The sequence below is a fragment of the Pandoraea eparura genome (assembly GCF_902459725.1).
GTDB classification, from domain to species: Bacteria; Pseudomonadota; Gammaproteobacteria; order Burkholderiales; family Burkholderiaceae; genus Pandoraea; species Pandoraea eparura.
Window position 1 is genome coordinate 272064 of record NZ_CABPSH010000002.1, and the last position, 25214, is coordinate 297277.

The 25214-nt window shown below is 65.4% G+C and carries 20 protein-coding genes; 14 read left to right on the top strand and 6 right to left on the bottom strand.

Annotated features, from left to right (window positions below):
• Positions 1–84: 84 nt before the first annotated feature.
• The 3 genes from PEP31012_RS05340 (at position 85) to PEP31012_RS05350 (ending at position 4746) form a co-directional block, all read left to right on the top strand.
• A complete protein-coding gene (locus PEP31012_RS05340; RefSeq protein WP_150588304.1) occupies positions 85–1755 on the top strand; it encodes a GMC family oxidoreductase in 1671 nt (556 codons plus the stop codon).
• A gap of 44 nt (positions 1756–1799) precedes the next feature.
• Positions 1800–3128, top strand: coding sequence for an MFS transporter (locus tag PEP31012_RS05345; RefSeq protein ID WP_150588305.1), 1329 nt, complete (start codon positions 1800–1802; stop codon positions 3126–3128).
• Between the two features lie 367 nt (positions 3129–3495).
• Entirely contained in the window at positions 3496–4746 is a 1251-nt protein-coding gene (locus tag PEP31012_RS05350; protein WP_150588306.1) for an EAL domain-containing protein, read from the top strand.
• A 151-nt stretch (positions 4747–4897) separates the two neighbouring features.
• Here the strand turns inward: PEP31012_RS05350 and PEP31012_RS05355 are convergent, their stop codons facing one another.
• On the bottom strand, positions 4898–6004 hold the full coding sequence (locus PEP31012_RS05355) for an NADH:flavin oxidoreductase/NADH oxidase (protein WP_150588307.1): 1107 nt from the start codon (positions 6002–6004) through the stop codon (positions 4898–4900).
• 205 nt (positions 6005–6209) lie between these two features.
• Between PEP31012_RS05355 and PEP31012_RS05360 the strand changes: the two genes are divergently transcribed.
• Positions 6210–7133 (top strand): LysR family transcriptional regulator, encoded by a 924-nt coding sequence (locus PEP31012_RS05360; RefSeq protein WP_150588308.1) that lies wholly within the window; start codon positions 6210–6212, stop codon positions 7131–7133.
• A 163-nt stretch (positions 7134–7296) separates the two neighbouring features.
• Here the strand turns inward: PEP31012_RS05360 and PEP31012_RS05365 are convergent, their stop codons facing one another.
• Positions 7297–8406 (bottom strand): tartrate dehydrogenase, encoded by a 1110-nt coding sequence (locus tag PEP31012_RS05365; RefSeq protein WP_150588309.1) that lies wholly within the window; start codon positions 8404–8406, stop codon positions 7297–7299.
• Positions 8407–8513: 107 nt separating this feature from the next.
• On the opposite strand from PEP31012_RS05365, the gene PEP31012_RS05370 reads away from it, so the two are divergent.
• A complete protein-coding gene (locus PEP31012_RS05370; RefSeq protein WP_174978157.1) occupies positions 8514–9413 on the top strand; it encodes a LysR family transcriptional regulator in 900 nt (299 codons plus the stop codon).
• Positions 9414–9501: 88 nt separating this feature from the next.
• Here PEP31012_RS05370 and bglX read toward each other — a convergent pair whose 3' ends face one another.
• Positions 9502–11832 carry a beta-glucosidase BglX gene (gene bglX / locus PEP31012_RS05375; protein WP_174978158.1) on the bottom strand — a complete coding sequence of 777 codons (2331 nt, stop codon included), beginning with the start codon at positions 11830–11832 and terminating at the stop codon, positions 9502–9504.
• 355 nt (positions 11833–12187) lie between these two features.
• On the opposite strand from bglX, the gene PEP31012_RS05380 reads away from it, so the two are divergent.
• The 3 genes from PEP31012_RS05380 (at position 12188) to PEP31012_RS05390 (ending at position 16139) form a co-directional block, all read left to right on the top strand.
• Complete coding sequence (locus PEP31012_RS05380) at positions 12188–13732, top strand: glucan biosynthesis protein G (protein WP_246171188.1); 1545 nt, start codon at positions 12188–12190, stop codon at positions 13730–13732.
• 344 nt (positions 13733–14076) lie between these two features.
• Positions 14077–15456: an MFS transporter gene (locus PEP31012_RS05385; protein WP_150588313.1), complete on the top strand. Its 1380-nt coding sequence runs from the start codon at positions 14077–14079 to the stop codon at positions 15454–15456.
• 176 nt (positions 15457–15632) lie between these two features.
• The gene (locus PEP31012_RS05390; protein WP_150588314.1) at positions 15633–16139 is read left to right on the top strand and encodes a hypothetical protein; all 507 of its coding nucleotides are present in this window, start codon (positions 15633–15635) and stop codon (positions 16137–16139) included.
• Between the two features lie 97 nt (positions 16140–16236).
• Here PEP31012_RS05390 and PEP31012_RS05395 read toward each other — a convergent pair whose 3' ends face one another.
• Both PEP31012_RS05395 and PEP31012_RS05400 read right to left on the bottom strand, forming a co-directional pair.
• Positions 16237–17127, bottom strand: a complete 891-nt coding sequence (locus tag PEP31012_RS05395; RefSeq protein WP_246171153.1) for an IclR family transcriptional regulator — start codon at positions 17125–17127, stop codon at positions 16237–16239.
• Positions 17124–17954 carry an IclR family transcriptional regulator gene (locus PEP31012_RS05400; RefSeq protein WP_246171154.1) on the bottom strand — a complete coding sequence of 277 codons (831 nt, stop codon included), beginning with the start codon at positions 17952–17954 and terminating at the stop codon, positions 17124–17126. The genes PEP31012_RS05395 and PEP31012_RS05400 overlap by 4 nt, the downstream gene beginning before the upstream one ends.
• A 251-nt stretch (positions 17955–18205) precedes the next feature.
• Here PEP31012_RS05400 and PEP31012_RS05405 point away from each other — a divergent pair, with 251 nt between their 5' ends.
• The 3 genes from PEP31012_RS05405 (at position 18206) to PEP31012_RS05415 (ending at position 21316) form a co-directional block, all read left to right on the top strand.
• Positions 18206–19165 (top strand): MBL fold metallo-hydrolase, encoded by a 960-nt coding sequence (locus PEP31012_RS05405; protein ID WP_150588315.1) that lies wholly within the window; start codon positions 18206–18208, stop codon positions 19163–19165.
• A 126-nt stretch (positions 19166–19291) separates the two neighbouring features.
• The gene (locus tag PEP31012_RS05410) at positions 19292–21028 is read left to right on the top strand and encodes an FAD-dependent oxidoreductase (protein ID WP_150588316.1); all 1737 of its coding nucleotides are present in this window, start codon (positions 19292–19294) and stop codon (positions 21026–21028) included.
• 78 nt (positions 21029–21106) lie between these two features.
• Positions 21107–21316, top strand: coding sequence for a DUF2783 domain-containing protein (locus PEP31012_RS05415; RefSeq protein ID WP_150588317.1), 210 nt, complete (start codon positions 21107–21109; stop codon positions 21314–21316).
• Between the two features lie 125 nt (positions 21317–21441).
• On the opposite strand, the gene PEP31012_RS05420 is transcribed toward PEP31012_RS05415, so the two are convergent.
• Positions 21442–22242: an IclR family transcriptional regulator gene (locus PEP31012_RS05420; RefSeq protein WP_150588318.1), complete on the bottom strand. Its 801-nt coding sequence runs from the start codon at positions 22240–22242 to the stop codon at positions 21442–21444.
• Positions 22243–22546: 304 nt separating this feature from the next.
• On the opposite strand from PEP31012_RS05420, the gene PEP31012_RS05425 reads away from it, so the two are divergent.
• The 3 genes from PEP31012_RS05425 (at position 22547) to pcaF (ending at position 25202) form a co-directional block, all read left to right on the top strand.
• A complete protein-coding gene (locus tag PEP31012_RS05425; RefSeq protein ID WP_150588319.1) occupies positions 22547–23224 on the top strand; it encodes a 3-oxoacid CoA-transferase subunit A in 678 nt (225 codons plus the stop codon).
• Positions 23225–23249: 25 nt separating this feature from the next.
• Positions 23250–23900: a CoA transferase subunit B gene (locus tag PEP31012_RS05430; protein ID WP_150588320.1), complete on the top strand. Its 651-nt coding sequence runs from the start codon at positions 23250–23252 to the stop codon at positions 23898–23900.
• Between the two features lie 99 nt (positions 23901–23999).
• The gene (gene pcaF / locus PEP31012_RS05435) at positions 24000–25202 is read left to right on the top strand and encodes a 3-oxoadipyl-CoA thiolase (protein WP_150588321.1); all 1203 of its coding nucleotides are present in this window, start codon (positions 24000–24002) and stop codon (positions 25200–25202) included.
• Positions 25203–25214 lie beyond the last annotated feature (12 nt).

The window sequence follows — 25214 nt, forward strand, 5'->3', positions numbered from 1 at the left end:
CGGCTCGCCGACATTGGATCGACACAATCCGAAACGAATCGTTTCATCCAATTCGAAGCAGACGCAAGGCAGGAGACAAGCGGTATGGAACATGAGGTCGACTATCTGATCGTCGGTGCGGGCTCCGCCGGGTGCGTGCTCGCCAACCGGCTGAGCGCGGACCCGGCCAATCGGGTGCTGCTGCTCGAGGCCGGCGGCCCCGATAGCAATCCGTGGATTCACATCCCGGTCGGTTACTTCAAGACGATGCACAACCCGGAGCTCGACTGGTGCTATCGCACCGAGGCCGACGCCAACGTCGCCCATCGGCAGATCGACTGGCCGCGCGGCAAGGTGCTGGGCGGCTCCAGTTCGCTCAACGGGCTGCTCTATGTGCGTGGCCAGCGCGAAGACTACGACCACTGGGCGGCCCTGGGCAATCGCGGTTGGCGCTATGCCGACGTGTTGCCGTACTTTCGCAAGTCCGAAGACCAGGAGCACGGCGCCAACGAGTATCACGGCGTTGGCGGGCCGCTCAAGGTGTCCGATCTGCGCCTGCGCCGCCCGATCGCGGAACACTTCATCGCCGCCGCGAAGGACACCGGCATCCCGTTCAATCCGGACTACAACGGTGCGACGCAGGAAGGCGTCGGCTACTTCCAGCAGACGGCGTTCCGGGGCTTTCGCTGGAGCACGGCGAAGGGCTTTCTGAAGCCGGCGCGCGAGCGTCGCAATCTGATCGTGGAGACGCGTGCACAGACGTGCCGAGTCCTGTTCGAGGGCAAGCGGGCGGTGGGCGTCGAGTATCTGCAGAACGGCGAGCGCAAGAAGGCGCGCGCACGTGTCGAGGTCATTCTCGCGGCCGGGGCCATCGGGTCGCCGCAGTTGCTGCAAAACTCGGGCGTCGGTCCGACCACGGTGCTCGCCAAGGCCGGCGTCGCGCTGCGGCATGCGTTGCCCGGCGTCGGCCAGAACCTGCAAGACCATCTGCAGGTGCGCCTGGTCTTCAAGACCCGCGAGCGCACGCTCAACGACGAGGTCAACCACCCGCTGCGCAAGGCGCTCATCGGTCTGCAATATGCGATGTTCCGCACCGGACCGCTCACGCTCGCCGCCAGCCAGGTGACGATCTTCACGCGCTCGCGCCCGGAGCTCACGCGTCCCGACATCCAGTTCCACATGCAGCCGCTCTCGGCCGACAAGCCCGGCAAGGGCGCGCACCGCTTCTCGGCGTTCACCTCGTCCGTGTGCCAGTTGCGTCCGTTCAGCCGCGGCAGCGTCGAGATCCAGTCCAACGATCCGATGCAATACCCGGCGATCCACGCTAACTATCTGTCGGATGAGCGCGACCATCGCGTCGTGATCGACGGCATCAAGGTGGCGCGCCGCATCGCCGCTGCGCCGTCGCTCGCACCGCACATCATCAGCGAGTTCATCCCCGGCGCGCAGTATCAGAGCGACGCCGAGTTGCTTCAGGCCGCGCGCCAGTTCAGCCAATCGATCTATCACCCGGCGGGCACTTGCCGGATGGGTCACGACCCGATGGCGGTCGTCGACGACCGTCTGCGCGTGCACGGTCTTGCGGCGCTGCGCGTCGTGGACGCGTCGATCATGCCCGAATTGGTCTCGGGCAACACGAATGCACCGACCATCATGATTGCCGAGAAAGCGGCCGACATGATTCTCGAAGACAGAAAGCCGGCGTCGGGCATGCAGGAGATCCGCGGCAGCGAGGAGGCGCCAGCGGAAGCCGCACGCGTCGCCGTCGCGATGTAGCCAGTCACGTCAGCCCCCAACCATTACAAGATTCGGAGACAACCATGAATGCATCGAAGCAGACCGACGCCCGGCAGATGCGCCGTGTCGTCGTCGCCAGCCTCATCGGCGCCACCATCGAGTGGTACGACTTTTTCCTGTACGGCGTCGTCGCCGGCATCGTGTTCAACAAGCTGTATTTCCCCGGCGGCGACCCGCTCGTCTCGACGATGCTCGCCTACGGCACGTTCGCCGTGGGCTTCCTCAGCCGACCGCTGGGCGGCGTGATCTTCGGGCACTTCGGCGACAAACTGGGCCGCAAGAGCATGCTCGTGATGACGCTCACCATCATGGGCATCGCCACGATGCTCATCGGACTGGTGCCGACCTATGCGCAGATCGGCCTGTGGGCGCCGGTGCTGCTGCTCGTGCTGCGGGTGCTGCAAGGCATCGGGCTGGGTGGCGAATGGGGCGGCGCGGTGCTCATGGCGTTCGAATACGCGCCGAAGGAGAAGCGCGGCTACTACGCCAGTCTTCCACAGGTCGGTCTCGCCCTCGGCCTGTGCCTGGCCTCCGGCGTGGTCGCGGTGCTGTCGTACACGCTCACCTCGGCCCAGTTCCTGGCATGGGGCTGGCGTGTGGCGTTCTTCCTGTCGGTGGGGTTGGTGGCCATCGGCATGTACATCCGCCTGAACGTGATGGAGACGCCCGAGTTCTCCAAGATCAAGAAGGCCGGCACCGAGATCAAGATGCCGATCGCCGAAGTCCTCATGCGCAGCCCGGGCAATGTGCTGGCCGGCATGGGCGCGCGCTTCATCGACGGCGTGTTCTTCAACGTCTTCGGTGTGTTCTCGATCTCCTACCTGACGCAGACGCTCAAACTGTCGCAGACCGAAGCGCTCACCGGCGTGATGGCGGCCGCGTTCGTAATGATCTTCACCATTCCGTTCTTCGGTAGGCTCTCGGATCGCATCGGTCGCACACGCATCTACTTCTGGGGCTCGCTCGCGACCGGCCTGTCATCGTTCGCCGGGTTCTGGCTGATGAAGGCGAGCGGCGGCAACGTGATGCTCGTCTGGCTGTCCATCGTGATTCCGCTGGGCGTGATCTACGCCTCGATCTACGGGCCTGAAGCCGCCCTCTTCTCGGAACTGTTCGACGCCAAGGTGCGCTACACCGGCATCTCCTTCGTCTACCAATTCTCGGGCATCTTCGCGAGCGGCCTGAGCCCGATCATCGCAACGTACCTGCTGCAAAAGAACGGCGGCGAGCCCTGGATGATCTGCATCTACGTGCTGTGCGCCGGCCTTGTCAGCGCGCTGTCCGCCGCGTGGATCGGCAGCCGCAAGCGCCGTCAGACTGTCTGGCACGGGGCCGGCGCGACGGAGCACTGAAGACCCAAGCGCCGCCGCGCCGGGAAGGTGGTCCGGCGGCGGCGCAACCCGCAGCGTTGACAGGGCGCGTCCTTTACAGGGACGCTCCCTTTGTCGTTTCTCGCCCCCGCACGCGCGCCTTCGGGCGATGCACACGCATTCAACGTAGTGTGCGCATAACACTTTCGTGAGTCGTCGGGCGGTCGCCCTGGCGCTCAGGCCCCAGATTGGTGCGATAACGTCGCACGCTGGTGCGATGGGTCGCTCCCCGGGCGTAAAATCGCGGAAAATCATGGACAATAGCGCCGGCGCCGCTGGGCGCCTTTGAGCACGCTTCTTGCTCACCTATTCTGTACATAACCCTGCTGCCCCCGCGCCCGTCCCTACCATGACCATGATCGATCTCGACGCCCCCGGCTTGCTGCCGCCCCGTTTGACGGCGGCCGACGACGGGCGGCGCATCGTCATTTACGGCGACTTCACGATCTGCAGCGTCTTCCAGCCGGTGTTCTCGGTCTCGCACCGGCGCGCCATCGGCTATCACGCTTCCCTGCGCGCGCACGACGCGCAAGGCCGCCACATCCCGTCGCATGAAGTCTTCACGATGGCGGCGCGGCATGGCGACATGCTCGAACTGGGCCGGCTCGCCGAATCGTTGCATCTGGGCAACTTCCATGAATTCGACGGCCGCGACGCGTGGCTTTTCCTGAGCCTGCACCCGGCCGCCCTGATGGACACCGTCTACGGCGACGCGCTCATCGCCACGCTCAAGGCCATCGGCCTGTCGCCACAACGCGTGGTGCTCGAAGTGCCCGAGCAGGCCGGCGGCGACACCCCGCGCTTCGGCGCCATCGTCGGCAGCCTGCGCAAGGCTGGCTTCCTGATTGCGCTGGGCGGCTTCGGGGCCAAGCATTCGAATATCGACCGGGTGTGGGATCTGCGCCCTGACATCGTGGTGCTCGATCGCGGCATTCTCGCGCAGGCGACCGAGCAATCGCATCTGGCGCGCGTACTGCCGGGGCTCGTGTCGCTGCTGCACGAATCGGGACAACTCGTGATGATGGGCGGCCTCGCGACGGATCGCGAAGCGTTGATTGCCTTGGAGTGCAACGTCGACTTCGTACAGGGGCTGTACTTCGCGGGGCCAGACGTCGATCCCGTGCAGCCGAAGGTCGCCGCCGAGCGCATGGACGCGCTCTCGTCGGCGCTGCGCACGCAACTGGTCGAGCGCGAACGCGCCGAGCATGCGCGACTTGCCCCGTATGTGGCAGGCATCGAGGCGGCGGCTGCGCATCTCGCCCAAGGGCAGGACATCGAACACGCGACGCACGACCTGCTCGCGCTGCCCGACGCGGCGCGCTGCTTCTTGCTCGACGCCGCAGGGCGCCAGATCGGCGACAACGTGCTGCCCCACAACCATTCGTCGCAGCGTGCCAAGCGGTTCCGGCCGCTGCTGCACTCCGAGGGAGCGAACTGGGCAAGGCGCCCCTATTTCATCGAAGCCATGCGCGCCCCCGGCGAAGTGCATTTCACCTCGCCCTATCTCTCGATCAACGAGGCGCACCTGTGCGTGACCGCCTCCATCGCCACGCCCGCCAAGCAGGGCCTGAATGTGCTGTGTGTCGACATCAACTGGTGACAGCGAGCGTCTGAACCGCGCTTGAAATGCCAACGCCCCCGTGCATCTTGCGACGTACGGGGGCGTTGTTCATGGCGCGTCGCACGCTGCGACGCTTGGGCGACACGCCACGCCTCGCAGCGCGCATTGCCTCGGGCCGCGTGGCTCGCCGTCAAGCCGCGCGTTGCACCCGATAGCGTTCGAGCCAGTGCGCATACGGGGCGGGCAGCACCCACGACGGCCGCGCCACGTCGAGTTCGCGCGCCGCGTAGTACGGCCAGTGCGGGTTGGCCAGCAGCGCGCGGCCAATCATCACGAGATCCATCTGGCCGTCGGCCACCACGCGCTGCGCCGCCTGCGGATCGTCGATGCTCCACGACGACGCCACGGCAATGCCGGCTTCCTTCCTGACGCGCTCGGCAATCGGTGCGAGAAATGCCGAGCCCCACGGAATATTCGCCGCGGGCGTCGAGAAACCGACGCTCACGTTGAGCAGATCGAGACCGCCTTCACGCATCTGGCGCGTGAGGGCAATCGACTCTGCCAGCGTCTCGTCGTCGCGGCCGTCGTACTCGATCACGCCGAAACGCGCCGTGAGCGGCAGACGCTCCGGCCACACCTCGCGTACGGCGGCGAGCGTCTCACGCAGGAAGCGGCTGCGGCCAGCAAGATCGCCGCCGTAGGCATCGTCGCGATGGTTCGCATGCACCGAGAAGAAGCTCTGCGCCAGATAGCCGTGGGCGAAGTGCAGTTCGAGCCATTCGAAGCCCGCTGCCAGCGCCCGGCGCGCGGCCGCCACGAAGTCGGCTTTCACGCGCTCGATATCGTCCAGCGTCATCGCCTTGGGCACCTTGCCGAGATGCGCGCCGAAAGCGACCGCAGACGGCGAGATCGTTGACCAGCCCCGCGGGTCGTCCTCGCCGATGTGATCATCGCCCTCCCAGGGACGGTTGGCGCTGGCCTTGCGACCCGCGTGCGCAATCTGGATGCCGGGCACCGCGCCATGCACCTTGATGGCCGACGCAATGCGCGCCATGCCTTGGGCCTGTTCGTCGTTCCACAGTCCGGTGCATCCCGGGGAGATACGGCCTTCGGGCGAGACGGCGGTCGCCTCGACGATCACCAGCCCGGCGCCGCCACGCGCCAGACCGGCGTAGTGAGCGAGGTGCCAGTCGTTGGTGAGACCGTCGACGGCGCTGTACTGGCACATCGGCGGAATGGCCACGCGGTTGCGCAGCTTGACGCTTTTCAGTTCGAACGGGGAAAACAGGGCAGACATGGGGTTTCTCTTGGAGTCAGGGGAAGCGGCGCTGGTGGACGTCACCCATGGCGTATGCCGGGGGCAGAAGGCCGTGACCGATACCAATGTTCGGATGCCGGTGGTTCGCAGCGCCTCGACCATGCAAGGTCGACAAGCGCCATGGTAGTCGCACCGAGTTATAATGAAAACTATCAACATATTATCGAATTGATAACAGTTCATTATGGTCAATCCGCAGTGGCTCAAATCGTTCGCCACGCTCGCCGAGCTGGGTAACTTCACACGCACCGCTGATCGGCTGGGGCTCACGCAGGCAGCTGTGAGCCAGCATGTGAAGCATCTCGAAGCGGAGTTCGGGGCGTTGCTGGTGCGGCGTCCGCGTGCGATCGAACTCACGCCCGCCGGGCAGGCGCTGCTGACCTATTGCCGCGAAGTCGAGTGCGCGGCCCGGCATCTGCGCTCGCGGCTGGACGATGCGGACGACGAGTGCGGAGAAATCACGCTCATCACGCCGGGCAGCATCGGGCTGTACCTGTGTCCGATCCTGCTCGACATGCAGAAGGCCAATCCGGCGATGGTCGTGCAGCATCGCTTCGCGCCCGACCGGGAGGTCCTCGAAGGCGTGTTGCAGAATCGCTTCGAGCTGGGCCTGGTGACGTTGCGGCCGGACGATCCACGGCTTGCCGCCACGCCGTTCACGCAAGAGCCGCTCGAACTCGTGGTGCCGGCGGGGGAAGACGTACACAAGTGGGAAGACCTCAAGCGCATCGGGTACATCGATCATCCCGATGGCGAGGCGATGTCGACGCGATTGTTGAGCCGTCGCTTTCCGGGCAATCCCGGCGTGCAGAGCCTGCCGTGCAAGGGCTGCACGAACCAGGTCAGCCTGATTCTCGAATACGTTGCGCGCGGACTCGGTTTCACCATCATTCCGCAATACGCGCGGCAGGCGTTCGCGTCGCAGGCGGCGATTCGCGTGGTGGACTGCGGCCCGCCGGTGGTCGACACGCTGTGGCTGATCCATCGTGCCGAGTGGCCGCTGTCGGCGCGCGCTCAACGGGCGGTGGCGCTGCTGCGTGAGCGTGTGGACGCCCCGCTTGCGCGCGCCTTCGGCGGCGAACGCGTACGGCAACACGCAGGCGTGTGAGCGGGCGTCAGCCGCATCGCTCGGCCCGCTCGGCCCGCTCGACACGTCACACGCTCACGCGGTCGCGGCAGCGGCGACCGCCTCTACCTCCCCTATCGCGCTTACCGCGCTTACCGCGCTTACCGCGCTTACCGCCCTTACCGCCCTTACCGGTCTACCCTGCTCAGCCCGCGCTGACCACGGCGGCAATCGCCTGGCCGACGTCGGTCGTGTTCGCGTTGCCACCCAAGTCGCCAGTGCGCGGCCCGTCCTTGATGACCTGCGTGATCGCCGCAAGAATGGCGTCGTGCGCCTCACGCGTGCGCCCTTCGCCGCGGCCGATGAAGTCGAGCATCATCGCCGCCGTCCAGATCATGCCGATCGGGTTGGCGATGTTCTTGCCCGCGATGTCCGGCGCCGAGCCGTGTACCGGTTCGAACAGCGACGGGAATTTGCCTTCCGGATTCAGATTGCCCGACGGCGCGATGCCGATCGTGCCAGTGCAGGCCGGCCCCAGATCCGACAGGATGTCGCCGAACAGATTCGACGCGACCACCACGTCGAAGCGATCTGGATTGAGCACGAAGCGCGCGCACAGAATGTCGATGTGCTGCTTGTCCCACGTGATGTCCGGATACTTCGCTGCCGTCTCGGCCGCGCGCTTGTCCCACCACGGCATCGAGATCGAAATCCCATTGCTCTTGGTTGCCACCGTCACGTGCTTGCGCTCGCGTTTCTGTGCAAGATCAAACGCGAACTTCAGCACGCGCTCCGTGCCGTGCCGCGTGAAAATCGACTCCTGCACGACAAACTCGCGCTCCGTGCCTTCGAACATCACGCCGCCCACCGACGAGTACTCGCCTTCGGTGTTCTCGCGCACGATCAGGAAGTCGATATCGCCCGCCTTGCGGCCCGCCAGCGGCGACGGCACCCCATCGAACAGACGCGCCGGGCGCAGGTTGATGTACTGGTCGAATTCGCGGCGGAACTTGAGCAGCGACCCCCACAGCGAGATATGGTCGGGCACCGTCTCTGGCCAGCCCACCGCACCGAACAGAATGGCGTCGACGCCGTCGAGCTGCTGCTTCCAGTCGTCCGGCATCATCTGGCCATGCTTGACGTAGTAGTCGCAGCTCGCCCACTCGATGTGCTGATAGTCGACGGGAATGCCAAAACGCCGGCAGGCGGCATCGAGCACGCGCAGGCCTTCGGGCATCACCTCTTTGCCGATGCCGTCGCCCGGAATCACGGCGATCTTGAACGGACGCGCGGGGCGCTGGGACGTGTCGGTCATGGTTTGTTTCTCCAGAGGGTTGGACGACGACGCTAGGTTATTCCATTCCAACGCGGATAAAATCCATCAATCGGTTAATCCACTATCCACGAATCGTGAATAAATCTCTGCCCGGCAACCCGAATCTCGACGATCTGCGCGTGTTTTGCCAGGTCGCGCGCCGCGCCAGCTTTTCCGCAGCGGCAGAAGCGCTGGGCGTCTCGCCCGCGTATGTGAGCAAGCGCGTTGGCATGCTCGAAGCCGACCTCGGCACGCGCTTGCTGCATCGCTCCACACGGCGCGTGGCCATCACCGACGCCGGGGAACGGGTGTACGCCTGGGCGGAAAAGATTCTCGACGATGTGAATCACTTGATCGAGGACGTCTCCAGCACGCGGCAGGTGCCGCGCGGCACGCTACGGGTGTCGAGCAGCTTCGGCTTCGGACGGCACGCCGTGGCGCCCGCCATGTCGCGGCTGCGGGCGCGGTATCCACAGCTCAATGTACGGCTGGACCTGTTCGACCGCATTGTCGACATGGCGGCGGAAGGGTACGACCTCGACGTGCGCATCGGCGACGACATCGCACCGCATCTGATCGCCCGCAAGCTCGCGGACAATCATCGAGTGCTGTGCGCCTCGCGCGCGTATCTCGACGCGCATGGCACGCCACGTCAATTGAGCGATCTGGCCGGCCATGCGTGCATCGTCATCAAGGAGCGCGATCATCCGTTCGGCGTGTGGCGGCTGCAACAGCGTGGCGAGGCGGTCGCGCTCAAGGTGACGGGGCCGCTGTCCACGAACCACGGCGAAGTGGCGGTACAGTGGGCGCTCGACGGACAGGGGATCGTACTGCGGTCGATGTGGGACGTGGGAGCACTTATCGCGCGCGGCGATCTGGTGCAGGTGCTGCCCGACGTGACGCAAGCGGCCAACGTCTGGGCCGTGTATCCGTCTCGCGTGGCATCGTCGGCCAAGGTGCGCGCCTGCGTGGAATTCCTCCGCGAGGAATTCCAGACAATGACGTGAGGCACTTCACATCGCGGTATCGCACCGCGACGTGGGGCGCGCCGTTACCCCCACCGTTACCCCCACCGTTACGCCTGCCGTTTCCGCCTTACTGCAACGTGAACGACGCCTGTTCGACGTGCTGCGAGTCGAGCCCGATCTGCACGTTGAATTCACCGGGTTCCGCCACGTATTGCAGCTTCGCGTTGTAGAACTTCAGCAGGCTTTCATCAATGGCGAAGTGCACGGTGCGCGATTCGCCGGGCTTCAGGCTCACCTTGTCGAAACCCTTCAGTTCCTTGATGGGACGCACGATCGACGCGGCGACATCCTGCAGATATAGCTGCACGACGGTCGCCCCCTCGCGCTTGCCGGTATTGCGCACCGTCACGCTCGCATCGAGCTTGCCGCCGCGCGCGAGCGTCTTGCTCGACAGCGTCACCTTCGACACTGCGAACGAGGTGTAGCTCAGGCCATAGCCGAAGGCGTACAACGGGCCAGAGTCTTCCTCGAAGTATTGCGACGTGTAGTTGGCCGGCTTGCCCGGCGTGAACGGCCGGCCGATGCGCAACTGGTTGTAGTACGTCGGGATCTGACCGATCGAGCGCGGGAACGAGATCGGCAGCTTGCCCGACGGGTTGTAGTCGCCGAACAGCACGTCCGCAATCGCGTGGCCACCTTCGGTACCGGTGTACCACGTCTCGAGCATGGCGTCGGCGTTGGCCTTCGGCCAGTTCAGATCGAGCGGCCGGCCGTTCATCAGCACGACGACCAGCGGCTTGCCGGTCGCCTTGAGCGCCTGCAACAGCGCCAGTTGGCTGCCCGGCAAGGACAGGCTCGTGCGGCTCGACGCCTCGTGCGACATGCCGCGCGCCTCACCCACCGCCACGACCAGCGTGTCGGCGCGGCGCGCGACCTGCACGGCTTCGTCGATCATCTGCTGCGGCGTTCGCTTGTCCTGCACGACTTCCGGATTGTCCCAATCGAGGAAGTTGAGATACTGCACCACGCGCGGGTCGTCAGTGATGTTCGCGCCGCGCGCATAGGTCACCTGCGCCTGCGCGCCGAGCGCGTCGCGCACGCCTTGCAGCAGCGTGACGGCCTGCGCCGCCACGCCTGCGGCCGACCAGCTCCCGAGGATGTCGATCTTCGCGTCCGCGAGCGGCCCGATCACCGCGATCTTGCCCGCCTTGGCGAGCGGCAGCGTGTCGTGCCGGTTCTCCAGCAAGACGATGGACTGGCGTGCCGCTTCGCGTGCGGCGTCACGATGCAAACGGCTCGGCGCATTCACATCCTTCGGATCCTGCGCCGCATTGCCGATCCGCCGATACGGATCGGCAAACAGGCCCATGTCGTATTTCGCGCCGAGGACTTCACGCACCGCGTCGTCGATGTCGCGCATCGGCACCTCGCCCGACTTCACGAGCCCCGGCAATTGCTTGAGGTACTGCACGTCGGCCATGCTCATGTCGACACCCGCCTCGATGGCCAGCTTCGCGGCCTCGCGCCCGTCCTTCGCCACGCCGTGGCGCATCAGTTCCTCGATCGCGCCGTGATCGCTCACGGTCACGCCCTTGAAGCCCCATTCGTCACGCAGCAGATCGCGCAACAACCACTTATTTGACGTGGCCGGCGTACCGTTGATGGAGTTCAGCGCGATCATCACGCCGCCCGCGCCGGCATCGATCCCCGCGCGGTACGGCGGCAGATAGTCCTGGTACATGCGCATCGGACTCATGTCGACGACGTTGTAATCGCGTCCGCCCTCGACGGCGCCGTACAGCGCGAAGTGCTTCACGAAGGCCATCAGGCTGTCCGGGTTGGCCGGCGACGTGCCCTGGAATCCCTGCACGCTCGCGCGCGCGGCCTGCGAGACCAGATAGGGGTCTTCGCCGAAGCCTTCCGACGTGCGCCCCCAACGCGGATCGCGCGAGAGGTCCACCATCGGCGCGAAGGTCGCGTCCAGCCCATCGGCGCTCGCTTCGATGGCGGCCACGCGTGCGGCTTGCTTGACGACCGACATGTCCCAGCTCGACGCCAGCCCGAGGCTGATCGGGAAGACCGTGCGATGCCCGTGCACGATGTCGTAGGCAAAGAAGATCGGAATCTTCAGGCGGCTGTGCTTGACGGCCGCGTCCTGCAGCGGGCGATTGTCGGCGCGGGTGACGGAGTTGAACGTGCCCCCCACGCGACCGGCGGCGATCTCCTTGATGAGCTGCGGCTGCGGCATGTCCGAGCCTATGCTGATCAGGCGCAACTGGCCGACCTTCTCGTCGAGCGTCATGCGCGCGATGAGATCGTCGATGAACGCCCGCTTGGCGGTGGGAGACGGCATGGCCGCAGGGGGCGTGCCCTGAGCGCGGTTGCCCAGGTCGGCAGACGCGTCGGCAAAGGCCGGCGACATCGCGAGACTGGCGGCGAGCGCCAGTGCTGAGAACATTCTCATCGGTTAGCGATCCAATGTGGCGCGGCGCAACGCTGCCCCGTGAAATCGTCTGTGGCAGCGACTTGCGTCGTATCAACTGGCGTTACCCATGCCGGCACGACGGTCCGGGTGGGTAACACGAAGTGCGAAGTGCGAAGTGCGATACTTTGCCACAATTGGTATTTGCCGAAGGATTCCGCCCCGGCTTTCGCGAAATGCGTGCTGCCATGGAACGCGAAACGGGACGCCCTATCGGGACGCCATGCGGGCACGTCAAGCCGGCACGCATCACGTCCTCCCCCAACGACTGGAGAAATTCGTGGTTCTGTTTCCCCCCGCCAAGTCCTGGCATCGACACGCCCATGCGTTCGTGTCTGCCGCTGTCACGGCTGCCGCCTTGCTGGGCGCTGCGCAGGCGCATGCCTTCGCCCTCGACGACGTCACCGCCCGTGCGAAGACGCTCGCCGACAAGCCCTACGTCGCGCCGGTGAGCAATCTCACGCCCGCGTTCGCCAAGATGCCATTCGGCGACTACATCAAGATCCAGCCGCGCCGCGAGGCCTTCGAATGGAACGATCAGCCCACGCCGTTCAAGCTGGGCTTCTATCACCAGGGCATGCAGTTCAGCACGCCGGTGAAGATCAACGAAGTCATCGGCACCGGCCCCAACGCGAAGATCGACGAGATCAAGTACGACAGCCACCGGTTCGACTTCGGCGATCTGAAGCTCGACCGCAGCGCCACGCACAACCTTGGCTACGCGGGCTTTCGCGTGCTTTACCCGATCAACGAACCGGGCAAGCTCGACGAAATCATGAGCGTGCTCGGCGCGAGCTACTTCCGCGTGATCGGCAAAGGCCAGGTCTACGGCCTGTCGGCGCGTGGCCTGGCCATCGATACGGGCCTGCCCATCGCCGAGGAATTCCCGGCCTTTCGCGAGTTCTGGATCGAGCGACCGAGCGCGGGCGACAAACACCTGGTGTTTTACGCGCTGCTCGACTCGAAGCGCGCCACCGGCGCCTATCGTTTCGATCTGACGCCCGGCGAGGATTCGCTGTTGAAGGTGCAGGCGCGAGTCTTCCTGCGCGCCCCGGTGACCAAGCTCGGCATCGCGCCGCTCACCAGCATGTTCCTGTTCGGGCCGAATCAGCAGCGCGATCCGTACAACTTCCGTCCGGCATTGCACGATTCGAACGGCCTGGCCATTCACGCCGGCAATGGCGAATGGATCTGGCGTCCGCTGAACAATCCGCGCAACCTGGCCATCAGCCAGTTCCAGGTGACGAATCCGCGCGGCTTCGGCCTGCTCCAGCGCGGGCGCGATTTCGCGCAATACGAAGACCTGAAGGATCGCTACGACCTGCGCCCGAGCGCCTGGATCGAGCCGCAGGGCGACTGGGGCAAGGGCCATATCGAACTGGTGGAAATCCCGTCGCCGGACGAGACCAACGACAACATCGGTGCGTTCTGGACCCCCGACCAGTTGCCGCCGAAGGGGCAGCCGCTGCAGGCCGATTACACGATCCGCTGGACCATGAACGAGCGCGGCATCATCGATCGCCGTCTGGCCTGGGTGAAGCAGACGCTGCGCACGGCCGGCGAGATCACGCAAGCCAACCTGATCCGTCACTTCGACGGCAGCACGGGGTTGATCGTGGACTTCGACGGCGGCCCGCTCGCCACGCTGCCCGCCGGATCGGTCACGCCGCAGGTCAGCGTGAGCGATAACGCCACCCTCATCGAGCAGACGCTGCAACCGAACCCGGTCACCCATGGCATGCGTTTGAATCTGCGCGTGAGGGTCAAGGACCCGGCCAAGGTCGTGGAACTGCGTGCCGCCCTCGTCGCCGGCGGCAAGGCCGTGAGCGAGACCTGGAGTTATCAGCTCCCACCGTTTTCGGTTGCCAAGCAATAAGTTGCATCCTGCGTCTTCATGCGGCGGCGTTCTGCCGCCGCACACCGCCCGCTTTCCGCACCCCCATCACCTCAATTAAACAGTCACTTACGCGACTTGTTTTCTCCTGTAAAACCCTGAAACCGGCAAATTGTCCTTGCCGTGCGCCGCCATTTCGCGTTTACTGCATGCACAATATTGCATAAATAACTGCCCATCGAAGTTCGTTGCGGCAGTCGGCTTCCTTGGCGACGGCCCCCCGGCCATGCCGATGAGGTCCGGCCTCGTGCCGATTGCGTCGGTCAAGACATCCTCAAGACTCTCCGCGTTTCGACGGAGGGCGGATTCGTTATGGAGACACTCGCATGCGATCTATCGACGTACATCAGTTGGCCGACGACGCCCACTTGAACCGCTATCACTACCGCATCCTGCTCTGGTGCGCGCTCATCATCATCTTCGACGGCTACGATCTCGCGGTGGCGGGCATTGCGCTGCCATCGATCATGAAAGCGATGCATGTGGACGCCACCAGCGCCGGCTTCATGGTCAGCGCCGCCCTCTTCGGCATGATGTTCGGCGCCATCGCGATGGGCATGGTGGCCGACAGCATCGGCCGTCGCAAAGCCATCGCGATCTGTGTGCTGATGTTCTCGCTGTTTACCGCCATGGCCGGATTCACGCACGAACCGATCAGCTTTTCCGTGACGCGTTTTTTCGCGGGCGTCGGCATCGGCGGCGTGATGCCGATCGTGGTCGCACAAATGACGGAGTACGCGCCGCGTCGCCTGCGCGCCACGCTTGTCACCCTCATGTTCTCGGGCTATTCGGTGGGCGGCATGCTCGCCGCGTTGCTCGGCAAGGGGTTGATCGAGACGCACGGTTGGCAGTCCGTCTTTCTGGCAGCCGGTCTGCCCGCGCTGCTCGTGCCGTTCGCGATGAAGGCGCTACCGGAGTCGATGCCGTTCCTGATCCGCACCGGCCGTCTCGACGCGCTCAAACAAGTGCTTGCCCGCCTCGCGCCGGAATATGTCGCGCAGCCGGGCGATCAGTTCGCGCTGCCCGCGACGGATCGCAAGCCGGCCGCGCCGCTCTCACGACTGTTCCAGGACGGACGCGGCGTGAGCACCGTCATGCTGTGGATCGCGTTCTTCATGTGCCTGTTCATGGTGTATGCGCTCAGCTCGTGGCTCACGAAGCTCATGGCCAGCGCCGGTTACAGCCTCGGCTCGGCGCTCACGTTTGTGCTGGTGCTGAACTTTGGCGCGATGCTCGGCGCCATCGGCGGCGGCTGGCTCGCGGACCGGTTCAACATCAAATACGTGCTCGTGGGCATGTATGCGCTGGCCGCGGTGTCGATCACGCTGCTCGGGGTGAAGGTACCGACGCCGGTGCTGTTCGTACTGGTGGGATTGGCCGGGGCGTCGACCATCGGCACGCAGATCGTCACCTATGCCTACGCAGGACAGTTCTATCCGATGGCCGCACGCGGCACGGGGATCGGCTGGGCCTCCGGGGTGGGACGCAGCGGGGCCATTCTCGCGCCGATCGCGATCGGCATGCTGGTCAGCCTGTCACTGCCTTTGCAACAAAACTTTATGGCAATCGCGATTCCGGCCGTCATCGCGGTCATTGCCGTGTTGTTGATCGACCACAAAAAATCGGCGTCGATCCAGCAGCAAGCCGCGACGCCATCGCACAGCGCGGCGGCAAAACTCGCGAACGGCGCGGGAGAACCGGCGTAATCTCGCGCGTCAAGGCAGGCTCGGCCATCCATATCCGAGGCAATGGCATGGCGACGCAAGCGCGCGTCGTCATGCGAAAATGCGCGCCGCGGCGGTCATGGGAAGGATCGCGGCTTTCAGTGACGCAACGCGCCGGGGCCGGGGCAATCCATCAACGACCGGCGCATCCGCGGCACATGAAAATTTCCCTCAACCCGAGCGCCTCAGGCGCCGATAACCAGATATCCGTCCCGCCGGACCGTCTGGGGAAAATCAATATGCCGCGTATTGCCTTACTGAGTGCCCTCGTGCTGACCGTCGCTCAGGCGCCGGCCTTCGCCGCCCCCACCAACGACGCCTCCGTCGTCCACCTCTCCACCCGACAAGCCATCGTCAGTGACGCCGTGTTTCGCGGCAGCCAGGCCGCCACGCTCGGCGCCGACGCGCTGCGCAACGCGCACGGCAGCTTCGGCGTCAACGTTGGCGCCGGTGCGCTCAACTTGCAGTCGAATCAGCTTGTGCTGGCGAATGCGTCGCAAGTGGCGGTCGACACCCGCCAGACGATTCACAACACCACGATCCTGACCGGCGTGCCGAGTGCATCGCTGGGCGACCGTGCGCTGATGGGCGCCTCGGGCAATCTCGGTGTGAACGTGGTGGCCGGCATCGCCAACGCCCAAGCCAACGCGTTGGCGATTCATTGACGACCCGATGAAATCTCACCCGGCCGGATAACCCCTCGGCCGGGATCGGTATTCGCCGATGGCGCGGCCGACACCCAAACGTGTCGACACCGCGCGCTTACCGAAGCGCCCCGACTGCGCCGACCGCGCCGTATGCCCGCCCCACCGCGCCGAAGCGCCACGACAACCGACGCGCCGCCGCCAACAAGGCCTGTGCCGGCGCGGCGTCGAGCGCCGTCTCGAAACTCCCCGCCGACCCCATCAGCGCCAGTACCAGCGTCACTTCCCCCGTGTGATCGAACACCGGCACCGCCACCGTGTCGATGCCGGGCACCGGATTGCTCTGCGCCGTATCGACGCGTTGCTCGCGAATTGCCTTCAGCCGCGCCGCATAGTCGGCTGGCGGCGTCGGTGCACGTCCCTCCGCGCCAAGCCCGGCCATGCGCACGGGTTCCTGCGCGAGCATGCCGTCGAGCACCGCTTCGGGCAGAAACGCGGCGAACGTCCGGCCAATGGCTGTGTTCACCAACGAAAGCACTGTGCCGATGCGCAAGCTCACATGCTGCGGACGCATCGCCTCTTCGAGCCTGACCACCGTTGGGCCAACCGGGCCCAGCACGGCCATCGCGGCCGACAGACCGGTGGCCTGCGCCAGCGCGAGAATCTCCGGCTCGGCCTCGCCCGTCGGCGAGAGGCGCTGCAATGCCATCAACCCCAGTTCGAGACTTAGCGCCCCCGCCTCGAAATTGCCGTTTGCATCACGCGAGATCAAGCCCGCACGCTGCAAGCTCACCAGATGCGGATGCGCCTTTGCCGGCGCCATCCCCGCGTCGCGCGCCAGCGCATTGAGCGGCAGCGGACGCCCCGCCGCCGCCAGCGCCTCGAGCAACGCACCGGTGCTTTCCAGCGCCTGAATGCCGCGCTGCGGTTTCGCGGGCGTCGATGCTACGTCGTCCGCTGCGTCGTCCGTTACCTCATGCGATTGCGCTGTGCGTCGCGTCGCGTTCATGCGCCCTCCTTGCCAGTCTCGCCGTCTTCGCCACGGGCATCGACTTGCGCGGCGATGGCACTCGCCGTCGCGCGCAATGCGCTCGCCGCGGCACCGTCCCACGCCACGTCGAGCGCCGCCGTCGGCCCGATCGCGGTGAGCGCCAGACGCAGCTGCCCGCTTGCATCGAACACCGGCGCGCACAGGCTGCTCACCGAGGGACTTGGTGTATTCACGCTGCGCGCCGCGCCGTGTGAGCGTGTCTCGTCGAGCAGCGCGTCGAAACGTTCGCGCTCCGCCGGTAATGCGGGCATCTGCTCATGCCACGCCTGCGGCCATTGCGCCTGCGGCGTGAAGGCGCAAAAGGCCCGCCCGGTCGACGTCGTCGTGAGCGACATGACCGATCCCACGTGAAGATTCACATGCAGCGGAAACGCCGCACGTTCGAAGTGCACGACGACGGGCCCCTGCGGCGCGCTCGTGCAGATCGCGACACACAGGCCGGTCTCGCGCGCCAGCGCAACCACACGCGGCACGGCTGCGCGATACGCGGGGTCGTTCTCGAGATGCAGCAGGGCAAGGCGCAACGTCATCGGCCCCGGCGTGTAGTCGCCCGACATCGGGTCGCGCTTGAGCAAGCCGAGCCGCGTGAGGCTCACCAGGTACGGATGCGCCTGCGCGGGCGGCAATCCGGCGAGCGCGGCGAGATCGCCTGGCCCCAGCGCTCGACGCGCCTGCGCCAGCGCCTGAAGTACACGCGCCGCCACGTCCACGCTTTGCACACCGCGCGACGTGCGCCCCGGTTGCCCGCGGGCGTCGGCCATGCCGTCCATCGGAATTCGATTCATGCGATCAAGGGAGACTGGCTCCCAAAGGAAAATGGCCTAGATTTTAAACAAGTCGACGCCCGCCTTTGCATCGCTCTCGCGATTCCCAAGGGTTAACCCAAGATGGGAACGTCATCCCGTCGCCCACGTTACAACATTAGCAAATAACAATCATATTTGTCATTGACAAATAATAGAAGCGTTTCGTAAGATGCCTTCATGCATCCCATCAGTCGCATCATCCCCGCAGACGAGACAAGAGAGAGACAAGCATGACCAAAGCATTCGCCTCCCAAGCCGACCTGGAAGCCAAGAAGGTCACGTTCACCCAACTGTCGGAAAACGCCTGGGCCTACACGGCCGAGGGCGACCCGAACTCGGGCGTCATCATTGGCGACGACGGCGTGATGATCGTCGACACGACGGCCACGCCCGCCATGGCGCAGGATCTCATCGCGAAGATCCGCACGATCACCGACAAGCCGATCAAGTATGTGGTGCTCTCGCACTATCACGCGGTGCGCGTGCTGGGTGCGTCGGCCTACTTTGCCGAAGGCGCGCAGCAGATCATCGCGAGCCGCGGCACGTACGAGATGATCGTCGAGCGCGGCGAAGCCGACATGAAGTCGGAGATCGAGCGCTTTCCGCGTCTGTTCGCCGGTGTCGAGACGGTGCCTGGCCTCACGTGGCCGACGCTCGTCTTCGAGAAGGAAATCACGCTCTTCCTCGGCAAGCTCGAAGTGAAGATCGCCCACCTCGGCTCGGGTCACACCAAGGGCGACACCGTGGTGTGGCTGCCGTCGCAAAAGGTGCTGTTCTCGGGCGACCTCGTCGAGTACGACGCCGCCTGCTACACCGGTGACGCGCAGCTCGCCGAATGGCCGGCCACGCTCGACGCGCTGGCCGCGCTTGGCGCCGAGAAGCTTGTGCCGGGTCGCGGCCCCGCCCTGACCACGCCCGACGACGTCGCCAAGGGCCTCGCGTATACGAAGGACTTCGTGACGACGCTGTTCGAAGCGGGCAAGCAAGCCGTCGAACAGAAGCTCGACCTGAAGGGCGCGATGGCGCTCACGCGTCGCGAGATGGATCCCAAGTTCGGCCATGTATTCATTTACGAACACTGCTTGCCTTTCGACGTGACCCGTGCGTTCGACGAAGCGAGCGGCATCACGCACCCGCGCATCTGGACGGCACAGCGCGACAAGGAAATGTGGACCGCCCTGCAGGACTGAGTTCGCTCGGATCGGCCTCGGCGCGGCGATAGGCACCGCGCCGGGCGCAACAACAAAAGCAAAAGCAAAAAAGCGGAATCCGCCGGGGCGCTTGCGCCGGTGCGGTGCCGACGATGGAGACATTGCATGAGCAGCATCGATTACCAGCGCCTGACGTTCGATTACCAGCCCTGCGCCGAACAGTCCGGCAACGCCCCGAGTGCGCCGCACCCGGTCATCGTGGTCGGCGCCGGGCCGGTGGGCCTGGCCAGCGCCATCGATCTCGCGCAGCAGGGCGTACCCGTGATCGTGCTCGACGACGACTGCACGCTCTCGACCGGCTCACGCGCCATCTGCTTCGCCAAGCGCACGCTCGATATCTTCGACCGTCTCGGCTGTGGCGAGCGCATGGTGCAAAAGGGCGTGCGCTGGAACGTCGGTCGCGTGTTCCTGCGCGATCAGGAGGTCTACAACTTCGACCTGTTGCCGGAAGCGGGACACCATCGTCCGGCGTTCATCAACCTTCAGCAGTATTACGTCGAAGGCTATCTGTACGAGCGCGCGCGCGAACTGCCCAATATCGATATCCGCTGGAAGCACAAGGTCGTGGGCCTCACGCAGCAAGGCACGCCCGGCACGCCCGAGGCGAACGTCACGCTCACGGTCGAGACGCCCGATGGCGACTATCAAACCCGCGCACGCTACGTCGTGGCCGCCGACGGGTCGCGCAGTCCCGTGCGCAAGTTGCTCGGCGTGGACACCCACGGACGCACGTTCAAGGACCGCTTCCTGATCGCCGACGTGAAGATGACGGCCGACTTCCCGACCGAGCGCTGGTTCTGGTTCGATCCGCCGTTCCATCCGCATCAGTCCGTACTGCTGCATCGTCAACCGGACAACGTGTGGCGTATCGATTTTCAATTGGGATGGGACGCCGACCCGGCTGTCGAGAAGACCCCCGAGCGCGTGATCCCGCGCGTGCAGGCCTTGCTCGGCCCGGACGCCAAATTCACGCTGGAGTGGGTCAGCGTCTACACCTTCTCGTGCCTGCGCATGGACGACTTCCGTCATGGACAGGTGCTGTTCGCCGGGGATTCGGCGCATGGCGTGTCGCCGTTCGGCGCGCGCGGCGCGAACAGCGGCGTACAGGATGCCGAGAACCTCGCGTGGAAACTGGCGCTGGTGCTCGCCGGTCAGGCGCCGGATACGCTGCTCGATACCTACGCCCGCGAGCGCGAATTTGCCGCTGACGAGAACATCCGCAACTCGACACGCTCCACCGATTTCATCACGCCCAAGAGCGCCGTCTCGCGTGTCTTTCGCGATGCAGTGCTGACGCTCGCCCGCGATCACGCGTTCGCGCGCCAGTTGGTCAATAGCGGGCGCTTGTCCGTGCCCGCCGTGTTGAGCGAGTCGACACTGAACACCGCCGAGCGCGACACGTTTGCCGGATGCATGGTGCCGGGTGCCGCCTGCGTGGATGCGCCACTCGTGCGGCATGGGCAGGACGGCTGGCTGCTGCCGCGGCTGGGCGGGCGCTTCGTCGCGCTCGTGTTCGGCGCGCCCGCGTCGCTCGATACCGCGTCGCTCGCGGCCCTCGATGCCCTCGCGAACGACAGCGTGCCGGTCATGCCGGTGTTCGTCTCGCCGGATGCCGAAGCCGCGCAGGATGCCCACGGTGAACCCCACAGCGTCTGGCACGATGTGCAAGGTCTGGCCGCGCAACGCTACGACGCCGCGCCAGGCACGGTATACCTGATTCGTCCGGATCAGCACGTGTGTGCGCGATGGCGCCGCGTCGACGCCGCGGCGATTGCCGCCGCGCGCGAACGCGCCCTGGGGCGCACGGCGCCGGACATCGCACCGATGCAATGCGCGGCCTGATGGGGTTCTGGCCAAGTCCATCGAACCCCATTCCGATCTCACCGATCCCATCGATCCCGCAGTAAGGAGCCCCTCTTCATGGCACTCGATACACAACCTCGCCTGACACGTCCGGACGATTTCTACGAAGCGCTGATCGACATGCACCGAGACCTCGACGAGGCGCAAAGTCAGGCGGCCAACGCGCAATTGATCCTGCTGCTCGCCAACCAGATCGGCGATCACGACACGCTGCTTTCGGCGCTTCGTCTGGCGCGCGCCGGGGCACTGGGCAACGCGGCGCCCTGATCGCCGGTCGGTGCGCTCACATGACTGATGTGACTGATGTGACATAAACGAAGCGGGGCGCCCGGGCATCGGGCGCCCCGCTTCGTTTGTTGCGAGACAGACTGTGTGAACCCTACGTGCAGACGCTACACCACCACCATCTGCGAAATCTTCTGCGCTGCCGATAGCAACGGGGCGAGGAACTTCGCTTCCATGTCGGCCGCCGATGTCCGGTTGGCCTGACCGCTGACGTTCATCGCCGCAATCACCTGGCCCGCGCGGTTGCGAATCGGCGCGGCGATCGAAATCATCCCCTCTTCCAGCTCCTGGTCGACGATGGCCCATCCTTGGGCGCGCACGTCGAGAATGCGCTGACGCAGCGTGTCGATATCCGTCACCGTGCGGCGCGTGTGCTGGCGAATGTCCGCGCGGCGCAAGGCGGCGTCGAGTTCGTCGTCGGGCAACGCCGAGAGCATGACGCGTCCCATCGACGTGCACCATGCGGGCAGACGGCTGCCGATCGACAGGTTGATCGACATCACCTTGCGCACAGGCACGCGAAGGACATAGACGATGTCGTCGCCATCGAGCACGGAAGCGGAGCTGCTCTCATGCACCTCCAGCACCAAGGCCTCCATGAACGGTTCGGCCAGATTCCACAGCGGCATCGACGTCAGATACGAAAAGCCGAGGTCGAGAATACGCGGCGTGAGCCGAAACAGGCGTCCTTCGCTTCGCACGTAGCCCAGCGCTTCGAGCGTGAGCAGAATGCGGCGCGCGCCCGCACGCGTAAGACCCGATGCCTGCGCAACCTCCGAGAGCGTCTGCGCCGGGCGCGTCGCGTTGAACGCCTTGACCACGGCCAGCCCGCGCGCGAACGACTGCACGTAGGAGTCCCCCGGTTTCTTGTCGGTCGGTTCGGTAGCGTCGTTGGGCACGGATGTCATGGAAATGGGCGGGTGGCGGAATGCGATGGAACGGCAAGCGTAATGGATTTGCGTCGCCGGTTCCACCGCACGACACACGCCATCGCGTCGCCTGCGCCAGACCGGCGTCACACCTCCTCGGGCCGATCCTCGCTTGACGGCCGACACGAGAAAGCTTACGCTGTTCTTATAGCGAATACATGTTCGCTATAAGAACATTGTGAACCAGACGATGCCGCCTGACAAGACGCCATCGCCGGGAGACACCCAACAGGGGCCACGGGCGCGAGTCCGACAGCCCGATGGAACTGCCCAGGAGGCACGTGTGATCAACAAGATTTACGATTCGCTCGCCAGCGCGGTGGCCGACGTTCACGACGGCGCGACGATCATGATTGGCGGCTTCGGCAACGCCGGGATGCCCTCGGCGCTCATCGACGCCCTGATCGAGCAAGGCTCGCGCGAACTGACCATCGTCAACAACAACGCCGGCAACGGTGAGACCGGCCTCGCTGCCCTGCTCAAGGCCGGGCGCGTGCGCAAGATCATCTGCTCGTTCCCGCGCCAGACCGACTCGCAGGTGTTCGACGCACTCTATCGCGCGGGCAAGATCGAGCTGGAACTGGTGCCGCAGGGCAATCTGGCCGAGCGCATTCGCGCCGCGGGCGCCGGCATTGGCGGCTTCTTCACGCCGACCGGCTACGGCACGCTGCTCGCCGAGGGCAAGGAAACCCGCGTCATCGACGGCAAGCCGTACGTGTTTGAACTGCCGATCCACGCCGACTTCGCGCTCATCAAGGCGCTCAAGGGCGACCGCTGGGGCAACCTCGTGTATCGCAAGACCGCCCGCAACTTCGGCCCGATCATGGCCACGGCGGCCAAGTGCGCCATCGTTCAGGTGAATGAAGTCGTCGAGCTTGGCGACCTCGATCCGGAAGCCGTGGTCACGCCCGGCATCTTCGTTCAACGTGTCGTCGCGGTGCCTGGCGCCGCACGCGCGTGATCCCCATCTGATTTCGGAGCACGACATGAACCGACTGACCCGCGACCAGATGGCCGCCCGCGTCGCCCAGGACATTCCCGACGGCGCCTACGTGAACCTCGGCATCGGCCTGCCGACCGCCGTCGCCAACCATTTGCCCGCCGAGCGCGAGATCATCCTCCAGAGCGAGAACGGCGTGATCGGCATGGGCCCGGCCCCCGTCAAGGGCGAAGAGGACGAAGACCTCATCAATGCCGGCAAGCAGCCCGTCACGCTCAAGCCGGGCGGCGCCTATTTCCACCATGCCGATTCGTTCGCGATGATGCGCGGCGGCCACCTCGACTTCTGCGTGCTCGGCGCGTTCCAGGTTTCGAAGACGGGCGACCTCGCCAACTGGCACACGGGCGCTCCCGACGCGATCCCGGCCGTGGGCGGGGCGATGGACCTCGCCAGCGGCGCCAAGCAGGTGTTCGTGATGATGGAGCACCAGACCAAGCAGGGCGAGAGCAAGATCGTCGAGCAGTGTACGTATCCCCTCACCGGTGTGGGTTGCGTCACGCGCATCTACACCGATCTGGCCGTGATCGACGTCACCCCCGAAGGCCTGCGCGTCGTCGAGATGGTCGACGGCCTCACGCTCGACGAGCTTCAACGTGTGACCGGTGTGACGCTGCTGCCCTCGCCGGCCGTTGCCTGACACGACACCCCCCATCGCCGGGACATCGCCTGATGTAACCCGGCGTTTTTTCATCCGCGAGACTCCCCGCGTGAGTTTCGATTCCGCTGAGGTAGACCCATGAGTGAAGTCTTTATCTGCGACGCCATTCGCACCCCGATCGGCCGCTACGGCGGCGCGCTGTCCTCCGTGCGTGCCGACGACCTCGGTGCCGTTCCCCTCAGAGCGCTCATGGCGCGCAACGGCGGCGTCGACTGGACGCAGGTCGACGACGTGATCTTCGGCTGCGCCAACCAGGCCGGGGAAGACAACCGCAATGTGGCGCGCATGTCGTCGCTGCTGGCCGGCCTGCCGCAAGACGTGCCGGGTGCCACGCTCAACCGCCTGTGCGGTTCGGGCATGGACGCCATCGGCACCGCCGCGCGCGCCATCAAGGCGGGCGAAGCCGGTCTGATGATCGCCGGGGGCGTGGAGAGCATGAGCCGTGCACCGTTCGTGATGGGCAAGGCGGCGAGCGCGTTTTCGCGTCAGGCGGAGATTTTCGATACGACCATCGGCTGGCGTTTCGTCAATCCGCTGATGAAGGCGCAGTACGGTGTGGATTCGATGCCCGAGACGGGCGAGAACGTCGCGACCGAGTTCGGCATCAGCCGTGAAGACCAGGATCGCTTCGCGGTGCGTTCGCAGGAAAAGGCGGCACGTGCACAGGCCGACGGCACGTTGGCGCAGGAAATCACGCCGGTTTCCATCGCCCAGAAGAAGGGCGAGGCGATCGTGGTGGATCGCGACGAACATCCGCGTGCGACGAGCATGGAAGCGCTTGCCAGACTCAAGGGCGTGGTACGCCCGGATGGCACCGTGACCGCCGGTAACGCTTCTGGCGTCAACGACGGCGCCTGCGCGCTGCTGTTGGCAGACGAGGCGAGTGCGGCGCGCTTTGGCCTGACGCCGCGTGCCCGCATTCTGGGCATGGCGACGGCAGGGGTGGCACCGCGCATCATGGGCATCGGTCCGGCTCCCGCAACGAAAAAACTGCTCGCGCGGCTCGGTATGTCGATCGATCAGTTCGACGTGATCGAACTCAACGAAGCGTTTGCGAGCCAGGGCCTGGCCGTGCTGCGTCAGCTCGGCGTGGCCGACGACGACCTGCGCGTCAATCCGAACGGCGGCGCCATTGCGCTGGGCCACCCGCTCGGCATGAGCGGCGCACGTCTGGTGACGACGGCGATGTATCAGCTCCAGCGTACGGGTGGTCGCTTTGCGCTGTGTACGATGTGCATTGGGGTCGGCCAAGGCATCGCTATCGCCATCGAAGCGGTGTAATCCCACCACACC